The 11,170-nt window shown below is 63.8% G+C and carries 11 protein-coding genes; 10 read left to right on the top strand and 1 reads right to left on the bottom strand.

Features of this window, described 5'->3' with window-relative positions:
- The first annotated feature begins 129 nt into the window (after positions 1 to 129).
- The 8 genes from ribH (at position 130) to CIT31_RS31550 (ending at position 9,046) form a co-directional block, all read left to right on the top strand.
- Complete coding sequence (gene ribH / locus CIT31_RS31590; protein ID WP_029353404.1) at positions 130 to 624, top strand: 6,7-dimethyl-8-ribityllumazine synthase; 495 nt, start codon at positions 130 to 132, stop codon at positions 622 to 624.
- Positions 621 to 1,121 (top strand): transcription antitermination factor NusB, encoded by a 501-nt coding sequence (gene nusB / locus CIT31_RS31585; RefSeq protein ID WP_029353406.1) that lies wholly within the window; start codon positions 621 to 623, stop codon positions 1,119 to 1,121. The genes ribH and nusB overlap by 4 nt, the downstream gene beginning before the upstream one ends.
- Positions 1,118 to 2,338 (top strand): MFS transporter, encoded by a 1,221-nt coding sequence (locus CIT31_RS31580; RefSeq protein ID WP_095521727.1) that lies wholly within the window; start codon positions 1,118 to 1,120, stop codon positions 2,336 to 2,338. The genes nusB and CIT31_RS31580 overlap by 4 nt, the downstream gene beginning before the upstream one ends.
- 276 nt (positions 2,339 to 2,614) lie before the next feature.
- Positions 2,615 to 3,526 (top strand): glycine betaine ABC transporter substrate-binding protein OsmF, encoded by a 912-nt coding sequence (gene osmF / locus CIT31_RS31575; RefSeq protein ID WP_095521726.1) that lies wholly within the window; start codon positions 2,615 to 2,617, stop codon positions 3,524 to 3,526.
- Positions 3,527 to 3,776: 250 nt separating this feature from the next.
- Positions 3,777 to 4,940 (top strand): ABC transporter permease, encoded by a 1,164-nt coding sequence (locus CIT31_RS31565; RefSeq protein ID WP_095521724.1) that lies wholly within the window; start codon positions 3,777 to 3,779, stop codon positions 4,938 to 4,940.
- Positions 4,937 to 5,875 (top strand): ABC transporter ATP-binding protein, encoded by a 939-nt coding sequence (locus CIT31_RS31560; RefSeq protein WP_095521723.1) that lies wholly within the window; start codon positions 4,937 to 4,939, stop codon positions 5,873 to 5,875. Before CIT31_RS31565 ends, CIT31_RS31560 begins: the two co-directional genes overlap by 4 nt.
- Positions 5,872 to 6,636, top strand: a complete 765-nt coding sequence (locus CIT31_RS31555) for an ABC transporter permease (protein ID WP_095521722.1) — start codon at positions 5,872 to 5,874, stop codon at positions 6,634 to 6,636. The genes CIT31_RS31560 and CIT31_RS31555 overlap by 4 nt, the downstream gene beginning before the upstream one ends.
- A 268-nt stretch (positions 6,637 to 6,904) precedes the next feature.
- On the top strand, positions 6,905 to 9,046 hold the full coding sequence (locus CIT31_RS31550) for a sodium-translocating pyrophosphatase (RefSeq protein WP_065008058.1): 2,142 nt from the start codon (positions 6,905 to 6,907) through the stop codon (positions 9,044 to 9,046).
- Positions 9,047 to 9,324: 278 nt separating this feature from the next.
- Here CIT31_RS31550 and CIT31_RS31545 read toward each other — a convergent pair whose 3' ends face one another.
- Positions 9,325 to 9,870, bottom strand: a complete 546-nt coding sequence (locus CIT31_RS31545) for an outer membrane protein assembly factor BamE (RefSeq protein WP_095521721.1) — start codon at positions 9,868 to 9,870, stop codon at positions 9,325 to 9,327.
- A 114-nt stretch (positions 9,871 to 9,984) separates the two neighbouring features.
- On the opposite strand from CIT31_RS31545, the gene CIT31_RS31540 reads away from it, so the two are divergent.
- Positions 9,985 to 10,527 (top strand): ubiquinol-cytochrome C chaperone family protein, encoded by a 543-nt coding sequence (locus CIT31_RS31540; protein ID WP_095521720.1) that lies wholly within the window; start codon positions 9,985 to 9,987, stop codon positions 10,525 to 10,527.
- Positions 10,528 to 10,533: 6 nt separating this feature from the next.
- Positions 10,534 to 11,097 carry a YceD family protein gene (locus CIT31_RS31535; protein ID WP_095521719.1) on the top strand — a complete coding sequence of 188 codons (564 nt, stop codon included), beginning with the start codon at positions 10,534 to 10,536 and terminating at the stop codon, positions 11,095 to 11,097.
- Positions 11,098 to 11,170: the final 73 nt, after the last annotated feature.

The following is an 11,170-nucleotide window of genomic DNA, read 5'->3' as shown; positions in this document are numbered from 1 at the left end:
CCCAGGAATTCGCGTCAGACGCGCGCCGGGAAATAAAATAGTTTCGGCAGACCTCCCGCATCTCCACCAATCTTCTGCTTGCGATCAAACCGGCTTCGGCCTAAGTCACCGGCGATCCCGGAGACATCTATGGCTGGCACATCCCAACACGGCAAAGCGTTCATTCGCCCGAAGAAGAAGGCCCACCTTCTTATCATCGAGGCACGCTTCCATGACGATCTTGCTGATGCGCTGCTCGAAGGCGCGACAAGCGCGCTCGAGGAAGCGGGCGCGACATACGATGTGGTCACCGTCCCGGGCTCGCTCGAGGTTCCCGCGGTGATTTCCTTCGCGCTTGACGGCGCGGCCGAAGGCGGGCCGAGCTATGACGGTTTTGTCGCCCTTGGTACCATCGTGCGCGGTGACACCTATCATTTCGACATCGTCGCCAATGAATCGAGCCGCGCCCTGATGGACTTGTCCGTGCAGGAAGCGGTCTGCATCGGCAACGGCATCCTGACCACCGAAAATGACGAACAGGCCTGGACGCGGGCCAAACGCTCGGAAGGCGACAAGGGCGGCTTTGCCGCGCGTGCGGCGCTGACTATGATTGCCCTCAAGCAACAATTGGGAGAGCGATCGTGAGCGGGCCCGCATCACCCGGCCAGGCCGCAGCACGCCTCGCCAACAAGCGCGGTGCTGCCCGTCTGGCCGCAGTGCAGGCGCTCTATCAGATGGATGTGGCCGGCAGCGGCGTCTTCGAAATCACCGCCGAATATGAGGCATTCAGGCTCGGCAAGGAAGTCGACGGCGCGCTCTATCGCGAGGCGGACGCACAATGGTTTCGCGCCATCCTCGCCGGCGTCGTCGAGAACCAGAAAACCATCGATCCGGTCATCCGCCAGGCGCTGACCGAGGACTGGCCGCTGTCCAGGCTCGATTCGACGCTGCGCGCCATATTGCGCGCCGGCGTCTACGAACTGATGAAGCGAGAGGACGTGCCGGTGGCTGTCATCGTTTCGGAATATGTCGACATCGCCAAGGCGTTTTACGAAGAAGACGAGCCGAAGCTGGTCAACGCGGTGCTCGATCGCGTGTCGCGCCGGGTGCGCGGCGAAGGGCGTGGCAAGGACGCTTCATGACGGCCGTCGCTATCGCCGAGGCTGGCAGGGAAGCGCGCCGCACGGCGCTCATTCTTGCCGCTTCGCAGGCGATTATCGGTTCGGCCGCACCCATCGCCATTTCCGTGGGCGGGTTGGCCGGACATTATCTGCTCGGCTCCGACAAGTCTCTGGCGACCGCACCGATCACCGGCTTCAACGTCGGCGTGGCGCTCGGCGCCTTGCCGGCCGCCGCCATCATCCGCCGGCTCGGCCAGCGCGACGGCTTCATGACCGGCACGATCGTCACTGCGCTCGGTGGTCTGATCGCCACGCTGGCGCTGTTTCAAGCCAGCTTTTGGCTCTTCGCCTTCGGCCTGCTGGTGATCGGCATCGGCGGTGCCTTCGTCCAGCAATTCCGCTTCGCCGCCGCCGACAACGCGCCGTCTGAATTCAAGGCGCGCGCCATTTCCTTCGTGCTGGCCGGCGGCATCGTCACCGCCATCCTTGGGCCGCAGATCGTCATCTTCACCCGCGAATTGTTTGCGCCGGTGATGTTTGCCGGCTCGTTCGCGTCCATCCTGGTGCTGGCAGCTGTCGGCGCTGCCATCCTGTCGCTCCTGCGCATCCCGGCAAAGGCAGCCGGCAAAGCGGATATCACCGACAGCGACGCACGGCCGCTCTCCGAGATCGTCACCAGGCCGCGCTTCGTCGCGGCGCTGTTTTGTGCCGTCGGCAGTTATGCGCTGATGAGCTTCGTCATGACCGGCGCACCGCTCGCCATGGTCGGCTGCGGCCTGTCGACGGACGACGCCACGCTCGGCATTTCCTGGCATGTCATGGCGATGTTCGCGCCGAGCTTCTCCACCGGCTCGCTGATCTATCGCTTCGGCGCCGAACGGATCGTCGCAACCGGACTTGTGTTGCTCGTCGGCTGCGCAGTGGTGGCGCTTTCGGGCTTGGCACTGTGGCAGTTCTGGACGGCGCTGATCCTGCTCGGCCTCGGCTGGAATTTCGGCTTTATCGGCGCCACTGCCATGGTCGCCGACAGCTACCGGCCATCCGAAAAGGGCAAGGTCCAGGGTTTTCACGACTTCGTCCTGTTCGGCTCCGTCGCTTTCGCATCGCTGATGTCGGGCGCCGTCTACAACGCCTGGGGCTGGGAGATGCTGAACTGGATCATCTTCCCGGTGACGGTGCTGTGCTTCGTGGCACTGGGTGTGTTGAAGATGACAAGCGCGCGGCCGACCAGCGCATGACCCCGAACCGAAGGTTCGCTTCGGCGAAATCGGAATCGATTTCGCTGGGGATCATGCGCAAAATCAAAAGTGCTACAGCGTCCTTTGCGCGTCCAAGCGGACGCGCGGCGCTGTAGTGACATGACGCTGTCGGGACGAGGCAGCCGCGAGCTCACCCGCTTCCGAACAATTATTGCGCCCATGCCCCTTCTTATGAAACCGTGTACCCCGACGGAGCATTGAAGCCATGCTCATATGCGGCAGCCGTAGTCCGGTTCTCAGCAAGGGATTTGTGAAATGTTTTCAGTCAAGGTTTTGGCCGGCGCGGCTCTGGCGCTCGGCATCACCGCAGCCTCGGCGAGCGCTCAGGTGGTCGTGTCGTCGAAAATCGACACTGAGGGCGGTGTGCTCGGCAACATCATCCAACTCGTGCTGAACGCCAACGACGTCCAGACCACCGACCGTATCCAGCTCGGCGGCACTCCGGTGGTGCGCAAGGCGATCACCGCCGGCGAGATCGACATTTATCCGGAATACACCGGCAATGCCGCCTTCTTCTTCGAAAAGGCCGACGACCCCGTGTGGAAGGATGCCGCCAAGGGCTATGAAATAGCCAAGAAGCTCGACTATGACGCCAACAAGATCGTCTGGCTGTCGCCGTCGCCGGCCAATAACACCTGGGCGATTGCGCTGCGCAAGGATGTCGCCGAGACCAACAAGCTGGCGACGCTGTCCGATTTCGGCAAATATGTCGCCGGCGGCGGCCAGGTGGTGCTGGCGGCCTCGGCCGAATTCGTCAATTCGGCTGCCGCGCTGCCGGCCTTCCAGACCACCTATGGCTTCACGCTTAAGCCGGACCAGCTGATCACGCTGTCCGGCGGCGATACGGCGGCGACCATCGCCGCTGCGGCGAACCAGACCAACGGCGCCAATGCCGCCATGGTCTACGGCACCGATGGCGGCATCGCGCCGTCCGGCCTGGTCGTGCTCGATGACGACAAGGGCGTGCAGCCGGTCTACCAGCCGGCTCCGATCATCCGCGAGGCGGTGCTGAAGGAGCATCCCGAGATCGAGACGCTGCTGAAGCCGGTCTTCGCCAAGCTTGACCTCGTCACCCTGCAGGAACTGAACGGCCGCGTGCAGGTCGGCGGCGAGCCGGTCAAGGGCGTCGCCGAAGACTTTTTGAAGAAGAACGGGTTTTTGAAGTAGACCGCTCCTGAAATCGTGACATCGGTGCGCGGCGCCCCCCTCTGGCCTGCCGGCGATCTCCCCCTCAAGGGGGAGATCAGATGTCGCGACGGCTTTCGCCACCTTTCAGCTGTGCAAGGTGTATACCGGCGCTGACGCTGCCAATCTCTCCCCTTGAGGGGGAGATGTCCGGCAGGACAGAGGGGGGCGCGACGGAGCGCGACGGTCCTGACGTCAGATCCTCAAGTCGCCGCGATCGCACATGCAAGTCATGACAGTCCGGTTCGACAAGCTCGGCGTGGTCATTGCCGCGATCATTGCCTATGCGGCGTTCGCAGCACCCTTCGCCACCTTCCGCGCCAACCGCATCGTGCCCGGCGAGGCGCGCTCGATCCTTGATTCCTTGCCGGCGGCGGTCGGCCCATTGCTGCTGGCGATCCTCGTCATCGCGGCAATCATCGCGCTCTTGAAAACGCCGCTCGTCCTGCGCCTTGCGGCTAGCGTGATCGCGCTTGCAGCCCTTGCCATACTGATCGGCGTCGCCGGCAGCTTCCTGACGCCTGAGGGTAATACGTTCGCGCGCATTTCGCCCGCCTCGGGTTTCTGGCTGCTCATCTTCGCCTTCACGCTTTTGCTTGCCGATGTGCTGACGCGATTGAATCTGTCGCCATGGGCACGCCTCGGCGGGCTCGTCATAGCTGCGCTGGCAATCGGCCTGCTTTTGGCTTCGGGAAGTTGGAACAGCCTGTCGATCCTCAAGGAATATGCCAACCGCGCCGACAGTTTCTGGGCGGAGGGCTCCAAGCATGTGACGCTGGCGCTGGGCTCGCTGGCGGCGGCGGTGGTCGTTGGTCTGCCGCTCGGCATCCTCTGCCACCGCGTCGACAAATTTCGCGCCGGCGTGCTGAATGTGCTCAACATCATCCAGACCATTCCTTCCATCGCGCTGTTCGGCCTGCTGATCGCGCCGCTCGGCTGGGTCGCCACGCATGTGCCGGGAGCGGCGGCGCTTGGCATTCGCGGCATCGGCGCCGCCCCCGCCTTCCTCGCGCTGTTCCTCTATTCGCTGCTGCCGGTGGTGGCCAACACCGTGGTCGGCCTTGCCGGCGTGCCGCGCGCCGCCAACGACGCCGCCCGCGGCATGGGCATGACCGATCGCCAGCGCCTGTTCGGCGTCGAGTTTCCGCTGGCTTTTCCGGTCATCCTCACTGGCATCCGCATCGTGCTGGTGCAGAACATCGGCCTCGCCACCATTGCCGCGCTGATCGGCGGCGGCGGCTTCGGCGTGTTCGTGTTCCAGGGCGTCGGCCAGACGGCGATGGACCTGGTGCTGCTCGGCGCCGTGCCGACGGTGGCGATGGCCTTTGCCGCCGCCATCATTCTCGACGCAGTGATCGAAATGACCGCCACCAAGCGCAGGGTTGAAACGGCATGATCGAGATCGAAGGCATTACCAAGCGCTATGACGCGACAACCGTCGTCGACGAAGTGTCGATGCTGATAGAACCACGGACCATCGCCGTGATTGTCGGCACTTCCGGCTCCGGCAAAACGACGCTGCTACGCATGATCAACCGGCTGGTCGAGCCGACCTCGGGCGTCATCAAGCTAGACGGTGCCGACAACCGTTCGCTGCCCGGCTACGAACTGCGGCGCAGCATCGGCTACGCCATCCAGGGCCACGGCCTGTTTCCGCACCGCACGGTGGCGCAGAACATCGCCACCGTGCCAGTGCTGCTCGGCTGGGACAAGGCTCGCATCAAGGCCCGCGTCGAAGAGTTAATGACGCTCTATCAGCTCGACCTCGAGGCGTTCGGGCCGCGCTATCCGCACGAGCTTTCCGGCGGCCAGCAGCAGCGCGTCGGCGTTGCCCGCGCGCTTGCCGCCGAGCCGAACGTGCTTCTGATGGACGAGCCGTTCGGTGCCCTCGACCCGATCATCCGCAATAAGGCGCAGGAGGATCTTCTGGCGATCCAGAAGCGCTTTGGCACCACCATCATCCTCGTCACCCATGACATGGAGGAGGCGGTGCATATGGGCGACAAGATCGCGGTGATGGATGCCGGCAAGCTCGTGCAATATGCCAAGCCCGCCGAGATCCTGGCGAAGCCGGCCAGCGCCTTCGTCGAGACACTGGTCGGCGCCAGCGAAAAACCGTTCAGACTGCTGTCGCTCGGCCGCGTGCGCGACGCGGTGGAGACGGGCACCGCCGAAGGCGAGGCGATCCTCGACGACGCCAGCCAGCGAGATGCTCTGGCTGAACTCCTCTGGTCGGGACGCCCGGCGCTGCCGGCGAAGGGCGCCGACGGCAAGCCGCTCGGCCGCGTGACCGTGGACGGGCTGGTGAAACGCGCGGCGAGGCCGGCGTGAAAGAGGCCGGTGTAAAAGCCTGGCTTCCGTCGCTGCTCAGGCTTGTCCTGGTGGTGTTGCTGGTTGCGTTCGTGACCAATCCCGGCTGGTTCGAACCGCTGCTGAAGCCGCTGACCGAGAACAACGCGCCGGCAATCTACAATCAGGGCAGCCTTTTGACGTTGACGCTGCTCCATCTGCGGACCGTGCTGATCGCGACGGTGGCGGCGACCATCGTTGCCGTGGCGCTCGCCATCCTGGTCACAAGGCCCGCCGGCGTCGAATTCCTGCCGCTGTCGCGCAGCCTGGTCAATATCGGCCAGACCTTTCCGCCGGTGGCGGTGTTGGCGCTGGCCGTGCCGGCGGTCGGCTTTGGCGAGAAGCCGACACTGATCGCGCTGTTTCTCTACGGCCTTCTGCCGATCTTCGAGAACGCGCTGACCGGGCTAACGACGCTGCCGGCCAATGTGGTCGAGGCGGCGCGCGGCGCCGGCATGACCGGCTGGCAAAGGCTGGTCCAGGTCGAGCTGCCGCTCAGCGCGCCGATCATCCTCGGCGGTATCCGGCTGTCGGTGGTCATCAGCCTCGCCACCGCGACGATCGGCTCGACCGTGGCGGCCAGGACGCTGGGCGAGGTGATCATCGCCGGTCTGTTGTCGAACAACCTCGCCTTCGTCCTGCAGGGCGGCCTGATCGTTGCCGCCCTTGCCGTGCTGATCTATGACGGGCTGTCGGCGATCGAGCGCTACACCGCGCGCCGCATGGGGCAGGAGACGGCGTAGCCGACCAATCAGCTCAGATATCGCCTTGCTTATCTCGGCGGGAAACAGTGATTTCCATGACCCGACCGGGTTCTGAAGTGAAAGATAGCGGCTCTACCGAGAGGCTTTGGGCGAAAGCCGGGCAAAAACCGAACAATATCTTGACGTTCGCACCCCTGTTTCGCATAAGCCGGTGCGAAGGGAGCGGATTCCGCGCGCGGAATCCGCTCCCCGTCTCAACGGCCCAGGGAGGGGTTCTTTTGGGTCATCAATCGAGGAAAATCCGGCAATGACCATAATTTCAGCTGTCATCGCCTGCGGTCTGCTTTCAGTCCTTTACGCCATCTGGGCGACACGTTCGGTCCTCGCGGCCGATCAGGGCAATGCACGCATGCAGGAAATTTCCGCGGCCATCCGCGAAGGCGCGCAGGCCTATCTGGCGCGCCAGTACACCACCATCGCCATCGTCGGCGTCGTGGTCCTGCTGCTCGCCTGGTGGCTGCTTTCGATCACCGCCGCCATCGGCTTCCTGATCGGCGCCGTTCTGTCGGGCGCTGCCGGCTTCATCGGCATGCACGTCTCGGTGCGCGCCAATGTCCGCACCGCGCAGGCGGCTTCCAACAGCCTCGCTGCCGGCCTCGAGATCGCCTTCAAGTCGGGCGCCATCACCGGCATGCTGGTCGCTGGCCTGGCCCTGCTCGGCGTCTCGATCTACTACCTGATCCTCACCCAATTCATGGGCCTTCAGCCAAACGACCGTGTCGTCATCGACTCGCTGGTTTCGCTCGGCTTCGGCGCCTCGCTGATCTCGATCTTCGCCCGTCTCGGCGGCGGCATCTTCACCAAGGGCGCCGACGTCGGCGGCGATCTCGTCGGCAAGGTCGAAGCCGGCATTCCGGAAGACGATCCACGCAATCCGGCCACCATCGCCGACAATGTCGGCGACAATGTCGGCGACTGCGCCGGCATGGCCGCCGACCTGTTCGAGACCTATGCGGTGACCGTGGTCGCCACCATGGTCCTCGCCGCCATCTTCTTCGGCGGCACCGCCGTTCTCAGTGCCACGATGCTCTATCCGCTGGCCATCTGCGGCGCCTGCATCCTGACCTCCATCGTCGGCACTTTCTTCGTCAAGCTTGGCTCCAACGGCTCGATCATGGGCGCGCTCTATAAGGGCCTGATCGTCACCGGCCTGCTGTCGATCGTCGGCCTCGGCATCGCCACCTCGGCAACGCTGGGCTGGGGCGAGATCGGAACGGTCGCCGGCATGGCCATCACCGGCACGAACCTGTTCATCTGCGGCCTGATCGGTCTCGCGGTGACCGGCCTCATCGTGGTGATCACCGAATACTATACCGGCACCGGCAAGCGCCCGGTGAACTCCATCGCCCAGGCTTCGGTCACCGGTCACGGCACCAATGTCATCCAGGGTCTTGCGGTCTCGCTGGAATCGACGGCACTTCCGGCGATCGTCATCGTCGGCGGCATCATATCGACCTACCAGCTCGCCGGCCTCTACGGCACCGCGATCGCAGTCACCACGATGCTCGGCCTTGCCGGCATGATCGTTGCGCTCGACGCCTTCGGCCCGGTCACCGACAATGCCGGCGGCATTGCCGAAATGGCCGGCTTGCCCAAGGAAGTGCGCCAGTCCACCGATGCGCTCGACGCCGTCGGCAACACCACCAAGGCGGTGACAAAGGGTTACGCCATCGGTTCGGCCGGTCTGGGCGCGCTGGTGCTGTTTGCGGCCTACTCCAACGACCTGAAGTTCTTTGCCGCCAATAGCGACAAATATCCTTACTTCCAGGGTATGAGCGAAGTCTCTTTCGACCTCTCCAACCCTTACGTCGTCGCCGGCCTGATCTTCGGCGGTCTGATTCCGTATCTGTTCGGCGGCATCGCCATGACCGCCGTCGGCCGTGCGGCGGGCGCCATCGTCCAAGAGGTGCGCAAGCAGTTCCGCGAGGATCCGGGCATCATGGCCGGCACGTCGAAGCCGAACTATGCGCGTGCGGTCGATCTTCTGACCAAGGCGGCGATCCGGGAAATGATCATTCCGTCGCTGCTGCCGGTGCTGGCGCCGTTGGTCGTCTATTTCGGCGTGCTGCTGCTCTCGGGCTCGAAGGCGTCCGCCTTTGCAGCACTTGGTGCCTCGCTGCTCGGCGTCATCGTCAACGGCCTGTTCGTCGCCATCTCGATGACCTCTGGCGGCGGCGCCTGGGACAACGCGAAAAAATCGTTCGAGGACGGCTTCACCGACAAGGACGGCATCAAGCACCTCAAGGGTTCCGAGGCGCACAAGGCCTCGGTGACCGGCGACACGGTCGGCGATCCCTACAAGGACACCGCCGGTCCGGCTGTCAACCCGGCGATCAAGATCACCAACATCGTCGCCCTGCTGCTGTTGGCCGTGCTCGCGCACGGCTGAGGCCGCTCGGCCCTTCCGGGGCCGAAATCCAGAACCGAACCCGCGGGAGCTATCCCGCGGGTTCTTCTATTTTGGACATACAGCATCAGGGCATTGATGCCGTGACGGCTCCAAAGCTCGCGTTCAGGTCGTCTGCGGCCCGCAGCCTGCGATGATGGCTTGCTGTCTCAAAAACAAAAACCCGCAGGATCGCTCCCGCGGGTTTTCGGTCGCCTGAGATGTTGCTGCTTCCAGGGAAGCAAAAGGAAAGGATGAAAAGCCGGTTCTGTGGGGATGGATCAGGTGCCGCCGAGCGAGCTGCCGCCGCCGCCGGGGAGGCCGGGCGCCAGCTTGCTGGCGCCGTTGATGATCTGACTGAGGAAGTTCTGGTCCTTGCCGCCGGTCGGCGTGGTCCTTGAGATGAAGTCGAACACCTTGCCGTCCTTCAGGCCGTAATTGGCGATCTGGGTAACGCGCCCGTCCTCGCCGAAATAGACCGCCAGCACCTTCTGGTCGACCAGCCTCGGCTTGTCGAAGGCGACGTAACGCTTGCGCGTCTGTGAGATGTAGTAGAAGGCCTCGTTGTCGAAAGTCGCCTTCGTCGACGGGGTGCCGAGCGCCAGAAGCACCTGTTCGCGGCTCGAGCCGACCGGCACCAGGTCAATCGCCTGCTGGTCGATGACGTAGCCCTGCGTCAGCGTCTCGCTCGGATTGAGATCACCGATCATCTTCGACGAGTTGCAGGCGGAAAGCGCCGATGCAACCACCAGCAGCGAGACCGCGCCGGCGGATCTAGGCAAAGCGGACCTGGGTAGAAAACTCGACGTGAATTTCAGCGCGCGCAACTACAACTCCATTAGCTGGCCGCAACTTGCGCTGGGCCGCAAAACCGGTAAACCAGCTTGCTCGCCGATGCAACAAGGCCAATTCAACAAACGGTCCCCGGGAGACCACCCTCAATGTTCCAGCGCCTTTTTGGTCGCGAACGTCACGCCAACCGCGCTATCACCGAGGCGCTTTACGCACAAATCGTGGCAGCGGCGCGGCAAACTGTGTTTTATTCCGACTGGAATGTACCGGACACGCCGCTCGGCCGCTTCGAGATGCTGTCGCTGCACATGTTCCTGTTCCAGCACCGGCTGCGCGGCGAGGGCGGTGTTGCCGGGGAGGTTGCGCAGGTGCTGATCGACGAATTCTTCATGGATGTCGAGCATTCACTGCGGGAACTGGGCATCGGCGACGTCGGTGTGCCGAAGCGCATGAAGAAACTGGCGAAGATGTTCTATGGCCGGACCGCCGCCTATGACGATGCGCTGGAACGAAACGACCATGATGCACTCGTCGCTGCCGTTGCCCGCAATGTCCGGCCCGATACCGGCGCTTGGCCGCAAGCAACGCATCTGGCCGGCTACGTCGCCGATGTCTCCAAGCGACTCGCGGAACAGGCGACCGAATCGATTGTTTCCGGCACGGTGGCATTCCCCGTGGCTAAGACTATCTAAGGAAAGATGAAACACGCCGATTCCCAGAGCCCCGATCACCAGAGCCCCGTGTCCTTCGTGGCCAATGTCGCCAAGCTGCCGCAAAAGGGACTGCCGGTGGTGATCGAGGCCGACGCCGCGCAGCGCGCCGCGCTAGCAGGCGAGCACGAGTTGCTCTCGGTCGAGAACTACCGCGCCGAACTGCTGGTGGCGCCATGGACGCGCAACGGCGTCAAGATCAGCGGCCGCGTCGAGGCCGATATCACCCAAGCCTGCGTCGTTACCCTCGACCCGGTCGAGGCGCATATCGACGAGGCGGTCGACGCACTGTTTCTGCCGGAGCATTCCAAACTCGGGCGGCAGGGTTTCGAGGGCGGCGGCGAGATAATGCTCGATGCCGAAGGGCCGGACAGTCCTGAAACGTTTTCCGGCAATTCGATTGACGTCGGCGCGCTCGCCGAACAGTTCTTTGGGTTGGCGATCGATCCCTATCCGCGCAAGCAAGGCGTTTCGATGGAGGCTGCCGACGATGCCGGGACTGCGGAAAGCGAATTCCAGCAACAGCTGCGTTCCCTGCTCGGAAAATCCTGAAAACCCGACCCAATCGGAGAAAGCCGGTTGTGCGGCAGCCCAAAAACGCTATTTTCGCCGAACCTTCGCGAGC

Origin of the sequence: Mesorhizobium wenxiniae, from assembly GCF_002284535.1 — a bacterium.
Taxonomy (GTDB): domain Bacteria; phylum Pseudomonadota; class Alphaproteobacteria; order Rhizobiales; family Rhizobiaceae; genus Mesorhizobium; species Mesorhizobium wenxiniae.
The sequence above is the reverse complement of the archived record's forward strand: the minus strand, read 5'-3'. Positions and strand labels throughout refer to the sequence as shown.

What these genes read in the sequence shown, in the direction of transcription:
- ribH (WP_029353404.1), top strand. Translation starts at nt 130, where the DNA reads ATGGCTGGCACATCCCAACACGGCAAAGCGTTCATTCGCCCGAAGAAG.
- CIT31_RS31580 (WP_095521727.1), top strand. Translation starts at nt 1,118, where the DNA reads ATGACGGCCGTCGCTATCGCCGAGGCTGGCAGGGAAGCGCGCCGCACG.
- osmF (WP_095521726.1), top strand. Translation starts at nt 2,615, where the DNA reads ATGTTTTCAGTCAAGGTTTTGGCCGGCGCGGCTCTGGCGCTCGGCATC.
- CIT31_RS31565 (WP_095521724.1), top strand. Translation starts at nt 3,777, where the DNA reads ATGACAGTCCGGTTCGACAAGCTCGGCGTGGTCATTGCCGCGATCATT.
- CIT31_RS31560 (WP_095521723.1), top strand. Translation starts at nt 4,937, where the DNA reads ATGATCGAGATCGAAGGCATTACCAAGCGCTATGACGCGACAACCGTC.
- CIT31_RS31550 (WP_065008058.1), top strand. Translation starts at nt 6,905, where the DNA reads ATGACCATAATTTCAGCTGTCATCGCCTGCGGTCTGCTTTCAGTCCTT.
- CIT31_RS31540 (WP_095521720.1), top strand. Translation starts at nt 9,985, where the DNA reads ATGTTCCAGCGCCTTTTTGGTCGCGAACGTCACGCCAACCGCGCTATC.
- CIT31_RS31535 (WP_095521719.1), top strand. Translation starts at nt 10,534, where the DNA reads ATGAAACACGCCGATTCCCAGAGCCCCGATCACCAGAGCCCCGTGTCC.